The following is a 22594-nucleotide window of genomic DNA, read 5'->3' as shown; positions in this document are numbered from 1 at the left end:
GCGGTGGAGACCTCCGCCGACACATCTGAGTAGTTCCGGGCACCGTACAAGAAAATGGTGACAACCGATGACTTCGCTGGTCTATTTTTCCAGCGTGTCGGAGAATACCCACCGATTCGTTCAACGTCTCGGCCTGCCTGCGACACGTATACCCATCCATGACCGTGACGGCTCATTTCGCGTAGACGAGCCCTATGTGCTGATTCTGCCCACCTATGGTGGCGGCGTCACCGTGACAGGGCGCGACACCAGTTGTGTGCCGAAGCCGGTCATTCGTTTTTTGAACAATCCACACAACAGGTCGTTGATCAGAGCAGTGATCGCGGCGGGAAACACCAATTTCGGTGAGTCCTTTTGCTATGCAGGAAACATCATTTCCCAGAAATGCCACGTTCCTTTTCTGTACCGGTTCGAACTCATGGGCACTGCCGAAGACGTCGACCGAGTACGAGAAGGCTTGGGGGAGTTCTGGAATCATCTCGAAACAGAGAAGGAGCACGGGCAGTGGCGCCAACCATCACTGACACGATCGCGGCAGGAAGCGTAGAGCGTGATGCACGCGGCGGCGATTCCACCAACGGTCTCGACTACCACGCACTCAATGCCATGCTCAACCTGTACGGCGCCAACGGTGAGATCCAGTTCGAGATGGATGTCGCTGCAGCCCGTCAGTACTTCTTGCAGCACGTCAACCAGAACACCGTGTTCTTCCACAATCTGGACGAGAAGCTGGACTACCTCGTCGAGGAAAACTACTACGAGCCCGAGGTTCTCGATCAGTACTCACGTACTTTCGTGAAGTTCCTGATAGATCACGCGTACGCCAAGAAGTTCCGCTTCCCGACGTTCCTGGGTGCATTCAAGTACTACACCTCCTACACGCTCAAGACCTTCGACGGTAAGCGCTACCTCGAGCGTTTCGAAGATCGTGTCTGCATGGTTGCGCTCACCCTGGCCGCAGGCAACGAAGACCTGGCCGTCGAACTCGTCGACGAGATCATCGCCGGACGCTTCCAGCCCGCCACCCCGACGTTCCTGAACTCGGGCAAGAAGCAGCGCGGCGAGCCCGTGTCCTGCTTCCTGCTTCGTATCGAAGACAACATGGAGTCCATCGGTCGCTCCATCAACTCGGCACTGCAGCTGTCCAAGCGCGGTGGCGGTGTTGCCTTGCTGCTCACCAACGTTCGTGAGCACGGCGCCCCGATCAAGAAGATCGAGAACCAGAGCTCGGGTGTCATCCCGATCATGAAGCTTCTCGAGGACTCGTTCTCCTACGCCAACCAGTTGGGTGCGCGTCAGGGCGCCGGCGCCGTGTACCTGCATGCGCACCACCCCGACATCTACCGCTTCCTCGACACCAAGCGTGAGAACGCCGACGAGAAGATCCGCATCAAGACGCTCTCTCTCGGCGTCGTGATCCCGGACATCACGTTCGAGCTCGCGAAGAAGAACGAGGACATGTACCTGTTCTCGCCGTACGACGTCGAGCGCATCTACGGAGTTCCGTTCTCCGACATCAACGTCTCCGAGAAGTACTACGAGATGGTCGACGACAAGCGAATTCGCAAGTCCAAGATCAAGGCTCGCGAGTTCTTTCAGACCGTCGCCGAATTGCAGTTCGAATCGGGCTACCCCTACATCATGTTCGAGGACACGGTGAACCGGGCAAACCCGATCGAAGGCAAGATCACGCACTCGAACCTGTGCTCGGAGATCCTGCAGGTTTCGACGCCTTCACTGTTCAACGACGACCTGTCCTACTCGAAGGTCGGCAAGGACATCTCCTGCAACCTGGGTTCGCTGAACATTGCGAAGACCATGGACTCGCCCGACTTCGCCAAGACCATCGAAGTGTCGATCCGCGGATTGACGGCAGTGTCCGACCAGACACACATCTACTCGGTGCCGTCGATCGAGCAGGGCAACAACGACTCTCACGCCATCGGCCTCGGTCAGATGAACCTGCACGGATACCTCGCTCGTGAGCGGATCTTCTACGGCAGCGAAGAAGGCATCGACTTCACGAACATCTACTTCTACACCGTGCTGTTCCACGCACTGCGTGCATCGAACAAGATCGCCATCGAGCGCGGCTCGTACTTCAAGGGTTTCCCGGAGTCGAAGTACGCCTCGGGTGAATTCTTCGACAAGTACACCGACCAGGTCTGGGAGCCTGCAACCGACAAGGTTCGCGGACTCTTCGCCGATGCGAAGCTGCACATCCCCACCCAGGACGATTGGCGTGAGCTGAAGGCTTCGGTTCAGAAGCACGGTATCTACAACCAGAACCTTCAGGCCGTCCCGCCGACCGGCTCGATCTCGTACATCAACTACTCCACCAGCTCCATCCACCCGGTGGCGTCGAAGATCGAGATCCGCAAGGAAGGCAAGATCGGTCGCGTCTACTACCCGGCGCCCTACCTGACCAACGACAACCTGGAGTACTACCAGGATGCCTACGAAATCGGGTACGAGAAGATCGTCGACACCTATGCTGCCGCAACGCAACACGTCGACCAGGGCCTGTCGCTGACACTGTTCTTCAAGGACACCGCCACCACGCGCGACATCAACAAGGCGCAGATCTACGCGTGGCGCAAGGGAATCAAGACGCTGTACTACATCCGTCTGCGTCAGATGGCACTCGAAGGCACCGAGGTCGAGGGCTGCGTTTCCTGCATGTTGTAAATGGCTTCGCCCCCGTGGACCTTTTCGGTAGTGACTGCTACCGAAAGGCTCACGGGGGCAGCTTGCTTTTCAGGCTTGCTCGTCAAGCCGGCGGGCGGCCTGGACCGTGCATCTTGCCGGCATTCTTCGGCATTCGACCGTGCTCGGTGAGTGCGCGCCGAAGGAGAAACTCGATCTGGGCGTTGGTACTTCGGAGATCGTCGGCGGCCCAGCGGGCAAGCGCGTAGTGCACCGCTGGGTCCAACCGAAGAAGGATCTTCTTACGCTCGGATCGCGGAGCTGGATCCGTGGCCATGTGGCCTTTCCTTTACTGGTAGAGCGAACCGGTGTTCAGCACCGGTTGTGCGTCGCGGTCGCCGCACAGCACGACCAGAAGGTTACTGATCATCGTCGCCTTGCGTTCCTCGTCGAGTTCGACGACGTGCTTTTCCTCGAGCTGCTTGAGTGCCATGTCGACCATGGACACCGCACCTTCGACGATCTGCTGACGGGCGGCGATGACAGCGCCCGCCTGCTGGCGCCGAAGCATTGCGCTGGCGATCTCCGGTGCATACGAGAGCCGGTTGATGCGCGTCTCGATCACTTCGACACCCGCCGCTCGTACGCGGGCGTGAACCTCCTCCGACAAGGTGGTCGTGATGATATCGGCGTTCTCGCGCAACGAGACTCGGCCTTCGGCGTCGTACGGATAGCTGCCGGCGATATGGCGGACGGCCGCCTCGGTCTGTACGGAGACGAACTCCTCGTAGTCGTCCACCTGGAACGAGGCGAGCGCTGTGTCGGCCACCTGCCAGACGACCACCGCCGAGATCTCGATGGGATTGCCGTCGGCGTCGTTCACCTTCGCCTGACCGGTCTCGTGGTTTCGGATACGCGTCGAGATCGATCGACGGACAGTCAGCGGATTTGTCCACCGCAGTCCCGGCGTGCGCAGGGTGCCGCTGTACGAGCTTCCCAGGAGTTGCAGAACTCGGGCTTGATTCGGTTGCACCAAGGTCAGACCCATCAGTAGCGGGAGTGACGCGATGAACAGCACCACTCCGACCGGAATCAGGGCGAAGAGTCCCAGAACTCCGCCAACGACGGACAGTGCGATTCCGGCCAGGAAGAGAAGTACGCCGCCGAGGAGCATCCAGCTGCCGGACAGGTCCCAGCCTGGGCGTTCGGCGATCGTTGTGGTGGCGACACCGGTCGGTTTCTCGGCCACGGTGGGTGTGCTGGTCATGCGAGACTCGCTTTCCATCGGTAAGTGATATTTAATTGATATCACATTTTTTGTACTCGTGGAGGGGCGCATGCGACACATGTTGTTGTGTTGGCATCGCGGACCCGACACAACGGGTAGTGTTCAGGCAAGCCAACATTCGGCAGTATCTCTCTCGCTAGGTAGGAATTATGGTCAAGCTGGTCAGTCGCGTTTCCGCCATCAACTGGAATCGCGTCCAGGACGAGAAGGACGCCGAGGTGTGGGATCGCCTCGTCAGCAACTTCTGGCTGCCCGAAAAGGTGCCGGTCTCCAACGACATCCCGTCCTGGGGAACGCTGACCGCGCAGGAGCAGCAGCTCACCATGCGCGTCTTCACGGGCCTGACGTTGCTCGACACCATTCAGGGAACCGTCGGCGCTGTCAGCCTCATCCCGGACGCGATCACCCCCCACGAAGAAGCGGTCTACACCAACATCGCCTTCATGGAATCGGTGCACGCCAAGAGCTACAGCTCGATCTTCTCGACGCTGTGCTCCACCCCCGACATCGACGACGCGTTCCGCTGGTCGGAGGAGAACCCGAACCTGCAACGCAAAGCGCAGATCGTTCTCGACTACTACAACGGCGAGTCGCCGCTCAAGCGCAAGGTCGCCTCGACGCTCCTCGAGAGCTTCCTCTTCTACTCCGGCTTCTACCTGCCGATGTACTGGTCATCACGCGCCAAGCTCACCAACACCGCAGACCTCATCCGCCTGATCATCCGCGACGAGGCCGTGCACGGTTACTACATCGGCTACAAGTACCAGAAGGGCCTCGAACAGCTCACCGAGGCCGAGCGTGAAGAGCTCAAGAACTACACGTTCGAGTTGCTCTTCGAGCTCTACGAGAACGAGGTCGACTACACCCAGGACCTCTACGACGGCGTCGGCCTGACCGAGGATGTCAAGAAGTTCCTGCGCTACAACGCCAACAAGGCGCTCAACAACCTCGGTTACGAAGGCCTCTTCCCGAAGGACGAGACGGACGTCAATCCGGCTATCCTGTCGGCACTTTCGCCGAATGCGGACGAGAATCACGACTTCTTCTCCGGCTCGGGTAGCTCCTACGTCATCGGCAAGGCCGTCAACACCGAAGACGACGACTGGGATTTCTAGAGCGACGACCCGCCTTTACATGCCGAAGCCCGACTCCTGCACACGCGGGAATCGGGCTTCGGTCATGTACGGGGGAGTGGACTAGCGCTGAAACCACGCTTCCGGCTTGTCCAGCAACGCTTTTGCGAGGCGCAGACGCGAGGTTTCCGTCATGTCCGACGGCAGTTCGCTCGGCGCGAACCACGCGACCTCGAGGTTTTCGTCGTCCGCCACGTGTGCATCTCCGCCGGTCCACCTGGCCAGGAAGCACACGTCGAGGTACTGAGTCACATCACCGTTGGGGTACGTAATGGGCTCTGTGACATCGACACTCGTGATCCGAATCAATTCGGCGTCGACGCCGGTTTCTTCCTTCGCCTCGCGCACCGCCGCCGACGACGGTTCCTCGCCAGGCTCGAGAACGCCGGACACAACGGCCCACTGACCGTTGTCGGCGCGGCGGGTGAGCAGGATCCGGCCGTTGTCGTCGCGGATCACGACGCTCACTCCGGACAGCCAGAGCGGCGCATGACCGACCTTCTCGCGCAGTGCGACAATGAATTCGGGAATCGGCATGATCAGAACCCGAACATCACAGTTGCGGCGAGCCGCCTCGAAGGTGGGAGTAGTCGTTCGTTCCGGTCAGCTTGCATATCCGTTCAAGGTTCCCTTCAAGTCCGCCAGTACGGCCCGGGCGGCAGTCATCCCGTTTCCGTTCCAGATGTCGTCTTCAGCGACGAACACACGCCGGTCGGTGGCAGCGGCGAGGTCCTGCCACTGGTCGCTCTTCATGATCTCGGTGCCGTAGGTCCGACCGTTCGGCCCGTCGAAGAGTACGTAGATCAAGTCACCTTCGGCGGCGCTGAGATCGTCGGCCGGAATCGGTGCTGTGGTCGCATCTGTCAATCGCTGCGCCGGTGGGCGCCGGACGCCGACGTCGCTGAGGATCTGTCCGGCGAAGGATGCGGGTCCCTCGATCTGCAGGTCCTTCGAACCGAACCGAACCACTGAAGCCTGCGTCTGCGATGCATTCAATGCGTCGCCAAGCTGCACGACGTCCTGCTGGTAGCGGTCGAGCTCCGTCGCAGCTGCGGACGAACGGCCCAGCGCCTGGCCGGCGAGCGCGAACTGCGCTTTCCAGAACACGGGATCGGAACCGGCGAACACGGTTGGGGCGATGGCGTCGAGTTGCCCGTACACACCGTCGGACGCCGGACTGGACCCGAGGATCAAGTCCGGCGCGGCGGCCTTCACGGCGTTGACGTCGGGTGCGCTCACGGGGCCGACGCTCGGAATCTCCGATATACCGAAACCGAGGTACGACGGTTGAGGCGAGTCGACGCCGGTCGCGGCGCCGACTACCCGCTCCCACAGACCGAGGGCGCACACGGCGTCCATCGAGACGCTGTCGAGGACCACGATCCGTTGGGGATCGGAAGGAACCTCGGTTTCGCCCGCAGTGTGTACGACTCGACGCTTCACCTCAGGGCCGGCACCCGGGTCGGCCTGCGTCGGCGTCGGGCACGCGGTGGCGGTGTCGCGTTCGATGCCCATCACGCCGGCACCGGCGATCGACGTAGTGGTCCGGACGATGGTGCTCGCGGGATCGTCCGACGAGTCGGACGAGCAACCGCCGAGGACGAGCATCGTGGCGGCGATCCCCAGGATCGAGACACGACGAACGGACGTGCGGGCGATCGTGCGTGAGAGAACAGACGTGCGTGAGAGAACAGACAAGTCGACGGCTTCCTGTGTGAGCGGGCGCCGTTCAGGTTAGCCGTTCGACTCAGCTGTTCTGCTTGTCCACCTCGAACGTGTCCGAGAGGTCGTCGAGGATCATGTGGGCGCCCTGGATGCTGACCGGCGACATCCACCGTGAATCGTCCACGTCGACCTTGCGTCCTCGAAGGGTCTGCCACAGCGGGCTCTCGAGGAACGGCTTCGCAGCTTCGGCGCTCTTGCCCTCGGCGTCCTGCCAGGTGCTGATGAAGATGACGTCCGCGTCGGCTTCGTTGATCAGCTCGGGGCTGATCTTCATCATGATGTTGCCGGCATCGGCGGGGTCGGGCCCCTGGTTGTCCGGGCGCTTCAATCCGGCGTCCTGAAGGACGATGCCGCTGAAGGAAGTGGTGCGGTAGAGGCGAGCCGTCGGTTCACCGGCGAATCGGACCACCGAGATGACCGGGTTGTTCGCCTTCTCGTTGATTTCCTTGCCGACTGCAGTCGCTCGAGTTTCGTATTCGGCGATTTTCGCCTCGCCCAGCGATTCCTTGCCCAACGCTTCACCGACCAGGCGGATGTTGTCCTTCCACGTCGGACCGGTCGTCTGGGTGAAGACAGTGGGCGCGATCGCGGACAGTTGGTCGTAGTTCTTCCCGTCGCGGACCTCGGCGGAGATGATGAGGTCCGGTTGCAGTGCGGCGATCTTCTCGAGGCTCGCGCTGCTGACAGTGCCGACCGAGACGGCGTCCGCGGCGAATTCGTCCCTGGAGGATCCGAGGTAGTCGGGCAGACCGGGCTCGCGGTAGTCGACGTAGCCGACGAGCGGGGATTCGAGGAGGAGGACGGCGTCGGTGAAGCTGTTGTCGAGCGCGACGATCCGCTGGGGTGCGGCCGGGATTTCGGTGCTTCCACGGAAGTGCTCGACGGTACGGGGGAATGCGCCCGACTCGGTCGAGGTGGTGGCTGCAGCGGGCTCGTCGTTACTCGAGCAGGCTGGAACGACCAAGGCGATCGAGGCTGCGACCGCTACCAGCGCGGCCCGGCGGGGAAAGAATTTCACTGATTGACTCCTGAGATGAGTTAGGCGAGGGTGACCTTATCAGTGGAGGAGTTGGCCGAAAACGGACACCGGCCGAATTCTTCGACGGGTACGACACGCCGATTCGGAAGTGGCTTCGGACTCCCGAGGGAACATAAACCGCAGGTCGTTCGTTCGGTGCCGTGAAAAACGGATGCTCGAGTACGACGCAGAGTAGGACCGGGTCGCGGTGCCTCGGAGTCACGGTCTACGATTCGATGAGCGCAAGCCAGAAGCCGTTGTCCGCAGCCCGGGCGACGGACCCTGCGGGCGCAACCAAGGGCTCTTTGACGGAGTCTGCGGAGCGACCAAAGGCACATTCAGGAGGATCAGTGACTGCCGTAGCGCCCCAGCCAGTCCCCACGATAGCGCCGGCCAGGCCTTACCCGCCGCGGCAGGGACCCAAGGGCTCATTCATTTTCAAGATGATCACGACCACCGATCCCAAGGTGCTCGGAATCATGTACTTGGCGACTTCCATCGCCTTCTTCCTCATCGGTGGCCTCATGGCACTGATGATGCGTGCCGAACTTGCTGTACCCGGTATGCAGTTCCTTTCCAACGAACAGTTCAATCAGCTGTTCACCATGCACGGCACGATCATGCTGCTGCTGTACGCGACCCCGATCGTCTTCGGTTTCGCGAACTACATTCTTCCGCTCCAGATCGGTGCACCCGACGTCGCCTTCCCGCGTCTGAACGCGTTCAGCTACTGGCTGTACCTGTTCGGCGCGATCATCACGACGGCCGGATTCGTCACGCCCGGTGGCGCAGCAGACTTCGGTTGGACGGCATACACGCCGCTGACCAGCGCGCTGCACAGCCCCGGCGTCGGCGCCGACCTGTGGGTCTTGGGTCTGGCTGTCGCCGGCCTCGGCACCATCCTCGGTGGCGTCAACATGGTCACCACCGTGATCTGCCTGCGCGCACCCGGTATGACCATGTTCCGCATGCCGATCTTCACCTGGAACATCTTCATCACCAGCATCCTGATCCTGCTGGCGTTCCCGCTGCTGACCGCTGCATTCATGGGCCTGTTCGTCGACCGCCATCTCGGTGGACACATCTTCGACCCGGCAACGGGCGGTGTGCTCCTGTGGCAGCACCTGTTCTGGTTCTTCGGTCACCCCGAGGTGTACATCATCGCGCTGCCGTTCTTCGGCATCGTTTCGGAGATCTTCCCGGTCTTCAGCCGTAAGCCGATCTTCGGCTACAGCGGTCTGGTGTACGCAACGTTGGCCATTGCCGCTCTCTCGATCGCTGTGTGGGCTCACCACATGTACGCAACCGGCGCTGTCCTCCTGCCGTACTTCTCGTTCATGACGTTCCTGATCGCCGTGCCGACAGGCGTGAAGATCTTCAACTGGATCGGAACGATGTGGAAGGGGCAATTGACCTTCGAATCGCCGATGCTGTTCTCGATCGGCTTCCTGATCACCTTCCTCTTCGGTGGTCTGTCGGGTGTCATCCTCGCGAGCCCGCCGCTCGACTTCCACGTCACCGACAGCTACTTCGTCGTCGCCCACTTCCACTACGTGGTCTTCGGTACGGTCGTGTTCGCCACGTACGCCGGTATCTACTTCTGGTTCCCGAAGATGACCGGTCGCATGATGGACGAGCGCCTCGGCAAGTGGCACTTCTGGACCACGTTCGTCGGTTTCCACGGCACGTTCCTCGTTCAGCACTGGCTCGGTGCCGAAGGTATGCCGCGTCGGTACGCCGACTACCTGCCCTCGGACGGATTCACGGTTCTGAACTCGGTGTCCACGATCTTCGCCTTCGTACTCGGTGCCTCGACGCTGCCGTTCATCTGGAACGTCTTCAAGAGTTACCGCTACGGCGAAGTGGTCACCGTCGACGATCCGTGGGGTTACGGAAACTCGTTGGAGTGGGCGACCACCTGCCCGCCGCCGCGTCACAACTTCACCGAGTTGCCGCGCATCCGTAGCGAGCGTCCGGCGTTCGAGCTGCACTACCCGCACATGGTGGAGCGGATGCGCGCAGAAGCGCACGTCGGCCCCGGTCACGGCGGGAAGAACGCCAGCACCGTGCTCGAAGATGCTCGTCACGAGCCGCTGACAGTCGGGGACGAAGGCGACCCCGGCACCGACAGCCGCTCCTGAGCGAAGTAACACACTGAAGTAATCAGCGAAGGCCCCGCCCGAGTAACGGGTGGGGCCTTTCGCTTGGCACAATAGTGACGATCAAGACGCGAACGAAGAAACGATCGGAGTTTTCGGTGGGTGCCTCTGACACCACTGTTCTGGTGACTGTGACCGGGCCGGACCGCCCTGGCGTCACCTCGGTACTGTTCGCGGCGCTGTCGCGGCACGATGTGCGTCTGCTCGACGTGGAGCAGGTGGTGATTCGAGGTCGACTGACACTCGGGGTCATGGTGGCCTGCCCGAACGATCCCGAAGCTCTTCAGGAAGAGCTCGAACAGGCGATGGCGACGGTCGGAATGAACGTCGACATCGAAATCGGTGCCGATCCCGGGCGACCTGCAGTGTCCACTCACGCCGTCGTTGTTCTCGGCAGCCCGGTCAATGCTCGCGCCATGCGCTCGGTAGCACGCGAACTCGCGAAGCAGGGCGCCAACATCGACTCCATCCGTGGTGTCGCCGATTATCCGGTCACCGGCCTCGAACTCAGCGTCAGCGCTGCCGATACTGTCGACGGCGACGCGAAACTGCGTACCGGACTCGCCGAGGTCGCCGCTCTCGAAAACGTCGACATCGCAGTCGAGCGCGCAGGTCTCGCTCGCCGTGCCAAGCGTCTGATCGTGTTCGACGTGGACTCGACGCTCGTTCAGGGCGAAGTCATCGAGATGCTCGCCGCGAAGGCCGGAGTCGAGGACGAGGTCCGCGCCGTCACCGAAGCTGCGATGCGCGGCGAGATCGACTTCACCGAATCACTGCACCAGCGTGTGGCGACACTCGCCGGACTCGACGCCTCCGTCATCGACGAGGTGGCAGAGAGCATCGAACTGACGCCGGGAGCGCGCACCACGATTCGCACCCTGCGCCGCCTCGGATTCCACTGCGGCGTGGTGTCCGGCGGTTTCCGCCAGGTCATCGAAGGCCTCGCACACGAACTCGAACTGGACTTCGTGCACGCCAACACCCTCGAGATCGTCGATGGCAAGCTGACCGGACGTGTGATCGGTGAAATCGTCGACCGCGCTGCGAAGGCCGTCGCGCTGCGCAAGTTCGCCGATCAGGTCGGTGTTCCGATGGAACAGACCGTCGCTGTCGGTGACGGTGCCAACGACATCGACATGCTCAACGCCGCAGGCCTGGGTGTGGCGTTCAACGCCAAGCCTGCGTTGCGGGAGGTCGCGGACGCGGCTTTGTCGCATCCCTTCCTCGATGCTGTGCTGTTCATTCTCGGTGTGACCCGCGACGAGGTCGAGGCTGCGGACGCCGTCGACGGTGGCGTACGACGCGTACCGATTCCATGAGTTCCGATCCAGCAGTCAGTTCCGATCCAGCAGTCAGTTCCGATCCAGCTGTGATGTCCGGCCCCGATTCTCGCTGGCGCGAGCGCCACGCGGTGTTGACTGCTGGCTACGGTGGGCGAGACGACCCCGCGGATCCGGCGCTGGTGCTGGCCATGCCGATCGTTCTCCACATTCCGAAGGCAGATCCGCCCAAGCGCACCGCACTGCTCGAGGCTGCCGCAACGGCGGCAGTGGCGCTGTGTCTGGACGAACGCGTCGGGTTCACCGAAGACGGGGAGCCCGGCCCGTGGCACGAGGACTATTCGGCGTGGGTGGGTGCCCGGATCCGGAAAGTGTCTCGCCGAGCGCGTGGAGTCCAGTGGCTCGCCGCGCAAGAGGTGCCGGGAATCACCGTCGACGTGGATGGCGCCCAGGCGAGGGCTCTGGTTCCCGGGCCGGTCGGAGAACTGGACCCGCGAATCAAGAAGTTGCAGATCGGTGGCACCGACCTCGAGCACGACGAGCCTGGCGAGCCCGAGCCTGGCATTCCGGTGCTGTGGATCGACTCGGCGCTCGAGATGACGGTAGGCAAGGCGTCGGCACAGGTCGGGCATGCCTCGATGTTGTTGGCAGCGGCCATGTCCGAGAAACAGTGCTGGGCATGGGCGCAGAACGACTTCCGTTGCTCGGTACGCGACGCAAGTCCGAAACAGTGGGCCGAGGCAGTAGGACGATTGAAGAGGTCGGAGGCCGTCGCGGTGCGCGATGCGGGGTTCACGGAAGTGGCACCAGGCTCCATGACAGTCATCGCTGTTCCGTAGAGACCTCACCCGACCAGTCCAGTGTCGGCAACTTGGCTATGGATGAACAGTCCAGTGGCCTTCAAGATGGTCGAGTGCTGATACGGAGATTCGCCTCGCTGTTCGTCGGTCTGTGGTTGTACGGCTTCTCGATGGCCATGATGATCACTGCCGGCCTCGGACTGGACCCCTGGGATGTGTTTCATCAGGGTGTGGCCGAGCATGTTTCGCTCAGTTTCGGTGTGATCACTGCCATTACCGGTGCGGTGGTACTGCTGCTCTGGATTCCGATCCGTCAGCGGCCAGGATTCGGCACGGTCGCGAATGTCGTTGTCATTGCAATCTCGGTGGATACTTCACTGGCCTTCTTGCCGGTCTTCGATTCCATGCCAGTTCGTGCCGCGATCATGGTCGCGGGCATCCTCCTCAATGGTCTGGCCAGCGTTCTCTACATCGGCGCAGGCATGGGGCCGGGTCCCCGCGACGGGTTGATGACAGGACTGGTCGCGCGCACCGGCTTGTCGGTCAGGCTCGTGCGTACCAGCATCGAAATCGCGGTCCTCGCTACCGGATGGCTTCTCGGTGGAACCGTTGGCGTCGGAACCGTGTTGTACGCCTTCGGGATCGGGCCGACCATTCAATTCCTGATCAAGGTGCTGCCGGATTCCATGACAGCAGCGGTTACCGGCGGACGTGACACCGAACGTAAGGCCAAGACCGTGGGTCCGGTCAACGAGATCTCGGTGCCGACGGGAACTTCCGCCGTGGAGGCAGGTTCGCCGGTCGGTGACGCCGAATCGAACGATGCAGTCAAGGTGCCGTCGAACCATTCCGGAGTGCCGACCGTGACCTGAACCGGTCCGCCGGAATGCAGAATCAGGAGCCAACTGTCGTCACCGAGCGGGCGCCCGGTCCGAGTGTGAGACCGAACGTCGGCTCCGTCGATCCAGGCCTGCAGCGTTCGGTGACTCTCGTCGTACCATGCGGTGTCGTCGAACTCGACGCCGGCAGAGTCGAACCAGACGAGGTCCGGGTGCTCCAGTCTCCTTCTGCCTTCGAAGAATTCGGGCTGACGCAACGCCGGTGCCGCTCGGCGTAACCCGAACGCTCGGGAGACGAACTGCACCAACGACTGATCGGCCCTCGCCCAGTCCAGTGCCCACGAATCGGTTGGGGAGGCAAGTGTGGGAACACAATACGCGTTGTTGTTTCCGCCCAGGCTGTGGCCGAACTCGTCTCCGGCGGTGAGCATCGGTGTGCCTGTCGACAGCACGAGTGTGGCCAGTAGCGCCCGTACGTGACGTGCCCTGGCGTCCTGAATCTCGGGATCGGTGCTCGGGCCTTCGATTCCGTGGTTGAACGAATCGTTGTGATCGGCGCCGTCACGATTGTCTTCACCGTTGGCCTCGTTGTGCTTGTGGTTGTATGCCACGAGATCGGCGGCGGTGAACCCGTCGTGCGCCGTGACGAAGTTGATCGACGCCCAGGGGCGACGGCCGCTGCCGGCAAAGATGTCCTCGGAACCGGCGAGGCGCGACGCGACCTTCCGAACGCTGGAGCCGCCGTTCCAGAACTGGCGAATGGTGCTGCGGTACTTGTCGTTCCATTCCGACCACTGGAGTCCGAAGTTTCCGACCTGGTAACCGTCGGCCGTCGCATCCCACGGTTCGGCGATGAGCTTGCACCGAGTCAGGACCGGATCGGAGGAGATGGCGGACAGGATGGACGCGCGCTGGTCGAAGGCCCCGCCGCGCGGCCGACCCAACGCGCTCGCGAGATCGAATCGGAAGCCGTCGACACCCATTTCGGTGGCCCAGTAACGGAGGCTGTCCGTGATCATGCGGACGGCGATGGGGGAGCAGGCGTCGACCGTGTTGCCGCACCCGGTCAGATCGATGTCGCGGCCGTTGCCGTCGAGAAGGTAGTAGCCAGGGCCGTCCAAACCTCGCCAGCTGACACTGATTCCGTCGACGCTCTGCTCGCAGGTGTGGTTGTAGACGACGTCGAGGATGACCTCGATGCCTGCCGCGTGGAGTGCGTCGACCATGATCCGGAACTCGGTGACTTCGCCGCCCGGAGTCGCCGCGTATCCGGGATGTGGGGCGAAGTACGACGCCGTCGAGTATCCCCAGTGATTGCGCATCCCTCGCTCGCGGACGCTGTGTTCGGTCAGAAACGCCTGTACGGGAAGCAGTTCCACGGCGGTGACGCCGAGTGCGACGAGGTGATCGATCACAGCCGGTGCCGTCAGGCCGAGGTACGTTCCGCGGTGGGCGGCGGGAACTCCTGGATGAGCGGCGGTGTATGCGCCGACATGCAGTTCGTAGATCACGCTTTCCTCCCACGGCGTCTCGAGGCGGGCCGAGGCGGGAGCGAGGCCGGGAGTCACCACGGACAGCGGCACGTGGCCGAGCGAGTCGAGCGTCGACGGGTCGCCGAAAGGATCGTCGGCGTACGACAGGAGGGCGCGGTGGTCACCGAGTTCCCCTTCGATGCGGCGCGCCCACGGATCGATGAGCAGCTTGTGTGGATTCAGTCTCAGTCCGGCACGCGGATTCCACGGGCCGCTCGCCCGAATTCCGTACCGCTGCCCCGCGCCGATCCCGGCGATGATCCCGTGCCAGATTCCGTACGTGTGTTGCCGGAGTTCGACGCGATCTTCGTTTCCGTCCTGGTCGATCAGGCAGATCTGGACGCTCGACGCAGCTGGTGCGTGGACCGCGAACTGGGTTCCGGAGTCCACGATGTGGGCGCCGAGTGGGAATGGAGACCCGGGCGTCGGGGCGGGAGTTTCGATGAGAGGCGACACGCAAGATGATCCTGCCGTGAACGGCCGGAGAATGTGCGGGAAGATGTTCGGGTGCCGCTACCTGATCCAGATCTGCTCATCGATTTCGACAACGTACTCATCCGCCGGGGAGGGTCCACTCTCGTGGGGCCCGTCACCTGGAAAGTGGAGCTGGACGAGCGATGGGTGGTGCTCGGACCCAACGGTGCCGGCAAGACGTCGCTGCTGCGAATCGCAGCCGGTGAAACTTTCCCGACCAGCGGTTCTGCCCACCTCCTCGGTGAAGTTCTCGGCAAGGTCGACGTCAACGAGTTGCGCCCGCGAATCGGACTGTCCTCGTCGTCGTTGGCGAACCGGGTGCCCGGCGACGAGAAGGTCAGCGACCTCGTCGTGTCGGCCGGCTACGCCGTCCTCGGTCGGTGGCGCGAGGAGTACGAATCCATGGACACCTCGCGTGCTGTGGAGATGCTCGAAAGCCTCGGCGCCGAGCACCTGGCGGATCGGACGTACGGGACGCTTTCCGAAGGCGAGCGCAAGCGAGTCCTCATCGCGCGAGCCCTGATGACCGATCCCGAACTTCTTCTTCTGGACGAGCCCGCCGCTGGGCTCGACCTCGGTGGCCGTGAGGAACTCGTGGCCAGACTCGCAGAACTGGCTGCCGATCCGGACGCCCCGGCTACCGTTCTGATCACCCATCACGTCGAGGAAATCCCGCCGGGCTTCACGCACGCACTCCTTCTCAAGGAAGGTGAGGTCGTCTCCCAGGGTCTTCTGGACGACGTGATCACCGCCGAAAATCTGAGCGCGGCATTCAGCCAGTCCATCAGCCTCGACAAGGCGGACGGCCGATACTTCGCGCGACGTGCGAGGCCGTCCGGAGCTCATCGCGCGTGAGCGTCAGTGGGACCTGAAATGCGGCCCAGATCACAGATCGCGTAGGTTCGCGAAGCATGGCTAATGAGAATGCAAACGCTGTCCCCGAGCCCAAGGATGCGTCGACCGTCATCTTGGTGCGCGATGCCGAATCCGGTATCGAGATCTTCCTGCTTCAACGAGTGCAGGGGATGGCGTTCGCCGGGGGCATGACGGTCTTCCCCGGCGGCGGCGTCGACAAGTCCGATGCGACGGCCGAGGTCGAGTGGGCCGGCCCTTCCGTCGAGTGGTGGGCCGAGCGATTCAGCACGGATGTGGCTCGGGCGAAGGCTCTCGTCTTGGCTGCGGTGCGGGAAACTTTCGAGGAGTGCGGCGTCCTGCTCGCCGGACCGACCGCGGACACCGTCGTCGCGGACACGGCCGGCTACGCACAGGACCGCGTTGCTCTCGAAAAGCACGAGCTGTCGTTCAGCGATTTCCTGAAGAAGGAGAACTTGGTCCTGCGAACGGATCTGCTGCGGCCGTGGGCGAACTGGATCACGCCGGTGGGCGAGACACGCCGCTACGACACCCGATTCTTCGTCGCAGCGTCACCGACCGGACAGATCGCGGACGGGGTCACCTCCGAGGCCGCCGAGGTGCGTTGGCAGAGCCCGCAGGACGCGCTGGCGCACTGGCGGGAGGGTGGCAGCATCCTGTTGCCGCCGACGTGGAGCCAGCTGACCGAATTGGCCAAGTTCAGCTCGGTGGCGGAGATACTCGCAGCCGAGCCGGAGATCCCCGTCATCCTGCCGACGCTGATCACCGACGAGGAAACGCTGCGCGTCGAATTCCCGAACCAGGACGGTTACTACACCGCCGGACCGCATCCGTGGTCGATCAAGGTGGCAAAGTAGATTCTCGATCATGGCTGAATTTGTGACTCTCGAAGTTTCCGAAGGCATCGGCACCATCCGTCTGGCGCGCCCGCCTATGAACGCGCTGAACCGTCAGGTCCAGGACGAGTTGGCTGCTGCTGCGCACGCCGCGACCGTCGACAAGGCAGTCAAGGCAGTCATCGTCTACGGCGGCGAGAAGGTTTTTGCTGCCGGCGCCGACGTCAAGGAAATGGCCGAGATGGACTACGGCCAGATCCGTGACGCGATCGGCGGCATGCAGGCAGGACTCGGCGCCGTGGCGTCCATCCCGAAGCCGACCGTCGCCGCGATCACCGGATACGCACTCGGTGGCGGTCTCGAAGTTGCACTGTCGGCCGATCGCCGGATCGTCGGAGACAACGCCAAGCTCGGAGTTCCGGAGATTCTGCTCGGAATCATTCCCGGTGGCGGCGGAACGCAGCGCCTCGCTCGGCTGATCGGTCCGGCCAAGGCCAAGGATCTGGTCTTCAGCGGCCGTTTCGTCGGTGCCGACGAGGCGTTGGCCATCGGTTTGGTCGACGAGGTCGTCGCTCCCGACGACGTCTACACCGCGGCCCGGACATGGGCCTCGCAGTTTGTCGGGGGAGCGTCACGCGCGTTGGCTGCTGCCAAGGCAGCCATCGACGAAGGTCTGAACACCGACCTGGAATCCGGCCTCAAGATCGAGCAGCATCTGTTCGCCGGATTGTTCGCGACCAAGGATCAGACGATCGGCATGGAGTCGTTCATCGCCAACGGTCCGGGCAAGGCCGAGTTCACGGGCGAGTAGGCTCCCCTAAACTAGAACTTGTTCATCTCTTACCAGCGAGTAGGATAGCCGCCATGACAGCCAGCCCGAATGACGACGCAACCGTCACGCCGCCCGCCGCTACCGACACCTCGGTAGTCGACCCCGCGCCGCGGCCGCACGCCACGGCCGAAGAGGTCGAGGCCGCTCGTAAGGACACCAAGCTCGCTCAGGTGCTCTACCATGACTGGGAAGCCGAAACCTACGACGACAAGTGGTCCATCTCGTACGACGAGCGCTGCATCGACTACGCACGTGGTCGTTTCGACGCCGTCGCGGGCGACCAGCCGCTCCCGTACGAGCGCGCCCTCGAACTGGGTTGCGGCACCGGATTCTTCCTCCTGAACCTGATGCAGGGTGGAGTCGCGAAGACCGGTTCGGTCACCGACCTCTCGCCCGGCATGGTCAAGGTCGCACTGCGCAATGCCGAAAGCCTCGGCCTGCCGGTCGACGGCCGTGTTGCCGATGCCGAGACCATTCCGTACGAGGACAACACCTTCGACCTGGTGGTCGGCCACGCCGTGCTGCACCACATCCCGGACGTGGAGAAGTCGCTGCGCGAGGTCCTCCGTGTTCTCAAGCCCGGCGGCCGTTTCGTCTTCGCCGGTGAGCCCACGACTGTCGGCAACTTCTACGCCCGCTGGCTCGGCCGCGCGACGTGGGAAGCAACCACACGCGTGACCAAGCTGCCGTTCCTGGCAGATTGGCGTCGCCCGCAGGAGGAGCTCGACGAGTCTTCGCGAGCAGCAGCTCTCGAGGCTGTCGTCGACATCCACACGTTCGACCCCACGGACCTCGAGAACATGGCGAAGTCCGCCGGCGCCGATCAGGTCCACGCTGCCACCGAGGAATTCGCCGCGGCGCTGCTCGGCTGGCCGGTCCGTACCTTCGAGGCGGCTGTTCCGCCGGAGAAGCTCGGTTGGGGCTGGGGGCGTTTCGCTTTCGGTGGCTGGAAGACGCTCAGCTGGGTCGACGAGAAGGTGCTCCGCCACGTCGTTCCTCGCGGATTCTTCTACAACGTCATGATCACCGGCGTGAAGCCCGGCAACTGAATTGGGTTATGACTTCACCCTCGGCGACGTCGACTATCTCGGAAGTGATTCCGGCGTAGCTGCCTTGGCCGAGGTGGATCAGCTCGAACTGTCCACGCGTACGCGTCTGGCCGACATCGGCCGGGCGCGTACGCGTTTCGGTGATCACATGCCTGCGCTCGTGGACACTGTCCTGCTTCGACGCAAAGCCGCTGCGAAACTGCCCGGCAGTGATCAGTGGCTGTTCACGGACGACGCGATGCAGCAGGCCACTCCCGGCGTCGTGGCGGCGCACCGCGCGCAGCGTCTGATCGGGCGCGACGTCCACGACGTGACGTGCTCGATCGGCGCCGAACTGCACGCCTTGACCGGAGTTGCGCATCGCGTGATCGGCAGCGACATCGATTCCGTCCGGCTGGCGATGGCGCAGCGCAATGTACCGAGTGCAGCGTTGTTGCGTGCCGACGCACTCCGCCCGACGACACGCGAGACCGTCGTACTGGCGGACCCGGCGCGGCGATCGGGCGGTCGTCGCACTCACGATCCCGCAGCCCTGATGCCGCCGTTACCGGACCTCATCGAGGCGTACTCCGGCCGTGATCTCGCCGTGAAGTGCGCTCCCGGACTCGATTTCGACAACCTCGGCTGGGCCGGCGAAGTCGAGGTCGTCTCGCTCGACGGCGGAGTCAAGGAAGCTTGCCTGTGGTCGACGGGACTGGCCGAGTCCGGCGTCACGCGTCGAGCTTCGGTGCTTCGCTCCGACGGGAGCGGGTGGGCGATCACCGACGCCGAGGACGACGTTATTCCGGAGCAGGCTCCGGGGGAGTGGATCATCGACCCGGACGGAGCGGTAGTGCGCGCAGGCCTGGTGCGCCACTACGCGGCCAGACACGGCCTGTGGCAGCTCGATCCGCGGATCGCCTATCTGACCGGCGACAGCGTCCCTGAGGGAGTTCGAGGATTCCGGATCCTCGAGCAGATCAAGTACTCGGAGAAACTGCTCAAACAGACGCTGTCCAAGAGGGACTGCGGTGTGGCCGAAATTTTGGTGCGAGGAGTCGACGTCGATCCGGCAGTGCTGCGTCCACGGCTCAAGCTCAAGGGCTCGCTTGCGCTGAGCGTCGTGATCGTGCGGATCGGACGATCGGCGTCGGCCTTCATCTGTGAGGCGTCCCGCTAGCTCACTTGAAGACGAACAGCTCACCGATTGCGCTGGGCGTCAACACTTCACCCTTCGGACCGATGGAGGTGCCGACGGTGAAGCCGACCGCTCCGGGCAGCGTGTCCTGATCCACCGTCTCACCGGTCTCGGTGTCGAAGGTGATCAGGCTCAGTCCGTTCTCACCCTCGCGGACGACGGTGTAGCCGGTGTTGCCGGCGGTCTGCGCCGGAACGCCCAATTGCAGAAGGTCTTTGCGTTCCCAGGCGAGTTCGGCGTGATCTCCCTCGTCGCGCACGGCAAGGAGGTGACCCTTGTCGCCGCCGGCGGGGATGATCAAACCGTCGTCGGACGTCGAGGCACTACCGGCCGAGTTGAAGCCGATGTCGTAACTCCATCTGGTGTCACCGGTTTCGGCGTCCACCGCCCACAGCGACCCGTTGTTGTCGGTGGCGTACACGGTCTTGCCGTCCTTCGACAGGTCCGGGCTCGACGCCGTCCCACCGGGAAGCGCGTCGGTGGACCACTCGCGGGTGATGGACGGATTGTCACCGCCCGTGTACTTCATGGCGACCAGATCGGCTGCCTGAGAACTGGGTCCGTAGAAGGTGAAGTAGAACTTGCCGGTGCCCAGGTCGACTGCCGGCGTATTGGCCACCGGGCAGCCGGCGGTACCGAGGAAGCACTCGTTCAAACCCTTGTTGTCGGGAATGAGTTCTGCATTCGAGCCCTGGTCGATCGACGGCGGCGGGATCAGGTCGAACGACGGAAGAACTTTTGCGCCGGTCTGCGGGTTGAGCACGTTGATCTGACCCAGCTGGGTGATGAACAACAGGTTTCCGTCGCCGGTGAACTGCGACGAGAGGGGAGTGCCCACAACGAGCGTGCGCCAACGCAATTGACCCGTCTCGGTGAAGGACATCATCGCGCCGCTCTCGCCGACGTAGACATTGGTGGCCGTGTCGACGACGGGCGTCGAGGCGACTACTCCGTCGTTGAGTCGAGCGCACCACTTCTTGCGACCCGAATCCATCTGGAAAGAAAAGAGATTGCAGCCGTTCTCGGTGCGGGCGGTGACGAAACTCTGGCCGTTCGCGGCCACCGACGCGTACGCGGCAACCGGACCGCCGAGGGGGCGTGACCACGCGAACTCGACATCGCGTGAACCGGTGACCGGGCTCGTGTCGCTGTTGCGGGCGTCGGCGTGCATGGCCGGCCAACCCGCCGACGCGTACCGGTCCACCCGTCCGTCGTCGCTGCCGCAACCGGCGATCAGGACCGCAACGATCGCCGTCGACACCATCACGGACGACCGTAGGACCCGCCGCATCACAATCTCCCTGCCTTCACTTCGTCAAGAGCCTTCGGTAACTGCACAAGCCCGGAGCAGAGACTATCCCGACCGGGGCAACGTGACGGGGCACACCCCGAGGGTCGGTGAGTCGGCCCCACGTAGGCTGAACACTCATGACGAGCATGTGGGGCGCACCGTTGCGCACTCGATGGCGGGGATCACGCCGCAACGACAGCGATCAGGCCAAGTTCTTGACCGTCGATTCCCTCAAATGGGTTCTGGCGAACAAGGCGTACACACCCTGGTACCTGGTGCGGTACTACCGTCTCGCCAAGTTCAAGATGGCCAACCCGCACGTGATCCTGCGCGGCATGGTGTTCCTCGGCAAGAACGTCGAAATCCATTCCACCCCCGATCTGTCCCGCCTCGAGATCGGGCGCTGGGTACACATCGGCGACGGCAACGCGATCCGTTGCCACGAAGGTTCGCTGCGCATCGGCGACAAGGTCGTCTTCGGCAAGGACAACGTCGTCAACACCTATCTCGACATCGAAATCGGTGCGTCGACGCTCGTAGCCGACTGGTGCTACATCTGCGACTTCGACCACCGCATGGACGACGTCAACACACCGATCAAGGACCAAGGCATCGTCAAGGGCCCCGTCCGTATCGGCCCGGACACCTGGGTGGCAGCGAAAGTCACCGTGCTGCGAAACACCCGCGTCGGACGTGGTTGTGTTCTCGGTGCGCACGCCGTCGTCAAGGGAGACATCCCGGATTACAGCATCGCCGTCGGCTCGCCCGCAAAGGCGGTCAAGAACCGTAAGTCCGATTGGGAAGCCGGCGCTGCCGATCGTGCGAAGTACATCGCGGCACTCGAGGACATCGCACGCAAGAAGGCTGCTGCGGACGCTGCCGACGCGTCGTCGACGCCTTAGCTCACGTTCTGACAGAACCAGCGATTACTTTCGGCGCCGCCACCGGTCTGTATCGGTATCGGCGCCGAAAGTCTGCGCCGGTGAAAGGAGTGCGGACATGAGCGAACAGACACCCGAATGGGTCGTGGCGCAGCGCCGCGAACTGGTGGGATTTCTCGAAGGCCTGAGCACGGAGCAGTGGAACGCGCCGACCCTGTGCGACGGGTGGCGGGTCCGCGAAGTGATCGCGCACATCACCATGCCCTACCGATACTCGGCGCCGCGATTCGTCGTGGAAATGGTCAAGTCACGCGGAAACTTCAACAAGATGTCGAATCGGCGAGCGCTCGCCGACGCGTCGGAAGTCGGTGAGCAACAATTGCTTGCCTCGCTTCGCGACAACGTTGCACACCCGTGGAAGCCGCCGGGTGGTGGCTTCGAGGGTGCACTCTCGCACGACGTGATCCACGGTCAGGACATTCGCGTGGCACTCGGCGACGATTACGTGGTGCCGGAAGACCGGCTCACTCGCGTGCTCAGCGGACTCTCGCCCAAAACCGTGAAGTATTTCGGGACGGACCTCGACGGCGCTCGGTTGCGCGCCGACGACCGAGACTGGACGTACGGTGCCGGCGCCGAGGTCCACGGAGCGGCGCAGGATCTGCTGCTGGTGCTGTGCGGCCGGATGATGCCACCCGGCCATCTGCTCGGGGACGCGAGTTCTCGCTTCACCGCGCCACTCCCGATCCGCTGAGGTCAGC

General features: G+C 63.1%; 20 protein-coding genes and 1 pseudogene. 14 read left to right on the top strand and 7 right to left on the bottom strand.

The window, feature by feature from the left end; translation table 11 throughout:
* The first annotated feature begins 67 nt into the window (after positions 1-67).
* Both nrdI and nrdE read left to right on the top strand, forming a co-directional pair.
* The gene (nrdI, locus tag G8767_RS07165) at positions 68-547 is read left to right on the top strand and encodes a class Ib ribonucleoside-diphosphate reductase assembly flavoprotein NrdI (RefSeq protein ID WP_166809707.1); all 480 of its coding nucleotides are present in this window, start codon (positions 68-70) and stop codon (positions 545-547) included.
* A gap of 59 nt (positions 548-606) precedes the next feature.
* Entirely contained in the window at positions 607-2688 is a 2082-nt protein-coding gene (gene nrdE / locus G8767_RS07160; protein WP_228118113.1) for a class 1b ribonucleoside-diphosphate reductase subunit alpha, read from the top strand.
* 82 nt (positions 2689-2770) lie between these two features.
* On the opposite strand, the gene G8767_RS07155 is transcribed toward nrdE, so the two are convergent.
* Positions 2771-2983, bottom strand: coding sequence for a hypothetical protein (locus G8767_RS07155; protein WP_166809706.1), 213 nt, complete (start codon positions 2981-2983; stop codon positions 2771-2773).
* 12 nt (positions 2984-2995) lie between these two features.
* Positions 2996-3913, bottom strand: coding sequence for an SPFH domain-containing protein (locus tag G8767_RS07150; RefSeq protein ID WP_172436491.1), 918 nt, complete (start codon positions 3911-3913; stop codon positions 2996-2998).
* Positions 3914-4083: 170 nt separating this feature from the next.
* Here G8767_RS07150 and nrdF point away from each other — a divergent pair, with 170 nt between their 5' ends.
* Positions 4084-5049 (top strand): class 1b ribonucleoside-diphosphate reductase subunit beta, encoded by a 966-nt coding sequence (nrdF, locus tag G8767_RS07145; RefSeq protein WP_003944744.1) that lies wholly within the window; start codon positions 4084-4086, stop codon positions 5047-5049.
* A gap of 81 nt (positions 5050-5130) precedes the next feature.
* Here the strand turns inward: nrdF and G8767_RS07140 are convergent, their stop codons facing one another.
* From G8767_RS07140 to G8767_RS07130, 3 genes are all read right to left on the bottom strand, one after another.
* Complete coding sequence (locus tag G8767_RS07140; protein WP_166809705.1) at positions 5131-5604, bottom strand: NUDIX domain-containing protein; 474 nt, start codon at positions 5602-5604, stop codon at positions 5131-5133.
* A 66-nt stretch (positions 5605-5670) separates the two neighbouring features.
* A complete protein-coding gene (locus G8767_RS07135; protein ID WP_166809704.1) occupies positions 5671-6765 on the bottom strand; it encodes an iron-siderophore ABC transporter substrate-binding protein in 1095 nt (364 codons plus the stop codon).
* Between the two features lie 49 nt (positions 6766-6814).
* Positions 6815-7810 carry an iron-siderophore ABC transporter substrate-binding protein gene (locus G8767_RS07130; protein ID WP_166809703.1) on the bottom strand — a complete coding sequence of 332 codons (996 nt, stop codon included), beginning with the start codon at positions 7808-7810 and terminating at the stop codon, positions 6815-6817.
* Between the two features lie 350 nt (positions 7811-8160).
* On the opposite strand from G8767_RS07130, the gene ctaD reads away from it, so the two are divergent.
* From ctaD to G8767_RS35710, 4 genes are all read left to right on the top strand, one after another.
* On the top strand, positions 8161-9951 hold the full coding sequence (gene ctaD, locus G8767_RS07125; RefSeq protein ID WP_020907234.1) for a cytochrome c oxidase subunit I: 1791 nt from the start codon (positions 8161-8163) through the stop codon (positions 9949-9951).
* 116 nt (positions 9952-10067) lie between these two features.
* Positions 10068-11288, top strand: coding sequence for a phosphoserine phosphatase SerB (gene serB, locus G8767_RS07120; protein WP_020969288.1), 1221 nt, complete (start codon positions 10068-10070; stop codon positions 11286-11288).
* Positions 11289-11341: 53 nt separating this feature from the next.
* The gene (locus G8767_RS07115) at positions 11342-12088 is read left to right on the top strand and encodes a peptidyl-tRNA hydrolase (protein ID WP_166809808.1); all 747 of its coding nucleotides are present in this window, start codon (positions 11342-11344) and stop codon (positions 12086-12088) included.
* A 38-nt stretch (positions 12089-12126) separates the two neighbouring features.
* Entirely contained in the window at positions 12127-12921 is a 795-nt protein-coding gene (locus G8767_RS35710) for a membrane protein (protein WP_240952001.1), read from the top strand.
* Here G8767_RS35710 and glgX read toward each other — a convergent pair.
* Positions 12834-14876: pseudogene (gene glgX / locus G8767_RS07105) on the bottom strand (glycogen debranching protein GlgX); the annotation flags it as partial. The gene G8767_RS35710 and the pseudogene glgX sit on opposite strands and share 88 nt — an antisense overlap.
* A gap of 51 nt (positions 14877-14927) precedes the next feature.
* On the opposite strand from glgX, the gene G8767_RS07100 reads away from it, so the two are divergent.
* The 5 genes from G8767_RS07100 to G8767_RS07080 are packed head-to-tail and all read left to right on the top strand — an operon-like array spanning position 14928 to position 19643.
* Entirely contained in the window at positions 14928-15749 is an 822-nt protein-coding gene (locus G8767_RS07100) for an ABC transporter ATP-binding protein (protein WP_003944728.1), read from the top strand.
* Between the two features lie 56 nt (positions 15750-15805).
* The gene (locus G8767_RS07095) at positions 15806-16624 is read left to right on the top strand and encodes an NUDIX domain-containing protein (protein ID WP_095969181.1); all 819 of its coding nucleotides are present in this window, start codon (positions 15806-15808) and stop codon (positions 16622-16624) included.
* A 10-nt stretch (positions 16625-16634) separates the two neighbouring features.
* Complete coding sequence (locus G8767_RS07090) at positions 16635-17414, top strand: enoyl-CoA hydratase-related protein (RefSeq protein ID WP_095969182.1); 780 nt, start codon at positions 16635-16637, stop codon at positions 17412-17414.
* Positions 17415-17467: 53 nt separating this feature from the next.
* Positions 17468-18484, top strand: coding sequence for a class I SAM-dependent methyltransferase (locus G8767_RS07085; protein WP_003944733.1), 1017 nt, complete (start codon positions 17468-17470; stop codon positions 18482-18484).
* A gap of 1 nt (position 18485) precedes the next feature.
* Positions 18486-19643: a class I SAM-dependent methyltransferase gene (locus G8767_RS07080; RefSeq protein WP_124566337.1), complete on the top strand. Its 1158-nt coding sequence runs from the start codon at positions 18486-18488 to the stop codon at positions 19641-19643.
* A gap of 1 nt (position 19644) precedes the next feature.
* Here the strand turns inward: G8767_RS07080 and G8767_RS07075 are convergent, their stop codons facing one another.
* Positions 19645-20952: a PQQ-binding-like beta-propeller repeat protein gene (locus G8767_RS07075; protein WP_166809701.1), complete on the bottom strand. Its 1308-nt coding sequence runs from the start codon at positions 20950-20952 to the stop codon at positions 19645-19647.
* A gap of 137 nt (positions 20953-21089) precedes the next feature.
* On the opposite strand from G8767_RS07075, the gene G8767_RS07070 reads away from it, so the two are divergent.
* Both G8767_RS07070 and G8767_RS07065 read left to right on the top strand, forming a co-directional pair.
* Entirely contained in the window at positions 21090-21854 is a 765-nt protein-coding gene (locus G8767_RS07070) for an acyltransferase (RefSeq protein WP_166809700.1), read from the top strand.
* Between the two features lie 97 nt (positions 21855-21951).
* Positions 21952-22587: a maleylpyruvate isomerase family mycothiol-dependent enzyme gene (locus G8767_RS07065; protein ID WP_166809699.1), complete on the top strand. Its 636-nt coding sequence runs from the start codon at positions 21952-21954 to the stop codon at positions 22585-22587.
* Positions 22588-22594 lie beyond the last annotated feature (7 nt).

The sequence above is a fragment of the Rhodococcus sp. IC4_135 genome (genome assembly GCF_011602025.1).
Classification (GTDB): Bacteria; Actinomycetota; Actinomycetes; order Mycobacteriales; family Mycobacteriaceae; genus Rhodococcus_F; species Rhodococcus_F baikonurensis.
The sequence above is the reverse complement of the archived record's forward strand: the minus strand, read 5'-3'. Positions and strand labels throughout refer to the sequence as shown.